The 627-nt window shown below is 26.6% G+C and carries 1 protein-coding gene; it reads left to right on the forward strand.

All coding sequences use genetic code 11. From position 1 onward, the window contains the following. Nucleotides 1–67 precede the first annotated feature (67 nt). Nucleotides 68–274, forward strand: coding sequence for a hypothetical protein (locus FGM02_RS17930; protein WP_139960010.1), 207 nt, complete (start codon nt 68–70; stop codon nt 272–274). Nucleotides 275–627: the final 353 nt, after the last annotated feature.

Below are 627 nucleotides of genomic sequence, written 5' to 3' on the forward strand. Positions count from 1 at the left end.
TTATACAAAACCGTTGGCAAACATTTGAAGCAGTAGCCGTGCTTTATTAACAATAAAAAATATTACTATGATGAATCAAATGTCATTAATTGAAGATTTTAGAACTAAAGTATTAAGTCTAATTGAAAAATACCCAGAACACGAAGATGAAATTAATGATTCTTGTACTGTCTGTTACGTGAACGGAAGACCTTCCTTTAGCGTAAGTCATGAATTAGATAATAAATATATTGAGAATGACATAAACTCAATATTTAATGACGTGTTCAAATAACTTACTAAACACCTCTTGTTTTGTTAGAGAAATAAAGACATCATTACCTTTATCATCTTTGAATTTAAAACTAATTCTATTGCTGATTGGGTAATGATTGTTTTTATTATCTATAATAATATCCAAGTATGATACTTTAAAGTTTTTAACAATTTCTTTGTGTGTATTATCCATTTTAATAAAATTTAATATTTCATTCACTTTAAAATGGCGGAATGATTAACCATGTATTGTTTGAAAAAAAACGATTTGCAAACACCGCATAAAGTGAAGGTTGGTTTTTATGGCTTAAACAAAGGTTTGTGTTTTTTTATTATGTCACTTCTACTTATTTAAGTATTTTTAGGTCGAAT

It is taken from the genome of Flavicella sediminum (genome assembly GCF_006381105.1).
Classification (GTDB): Bacteria; Bacteroidota; Bacteroidia; order Flavobacteriales; family Flavobacteriaceae; genus Flavicella; species Flavicella sediminum.

Excerpts from the sequence above, each read along its gene's own strand:
- FGM02_RS17930 (WP_139960010.1), top strand. The coding sequence starts at position 68 with ATGATGAATCAAATGTCATTAATTGAAGATTTTAGAACTAAAGTATTA.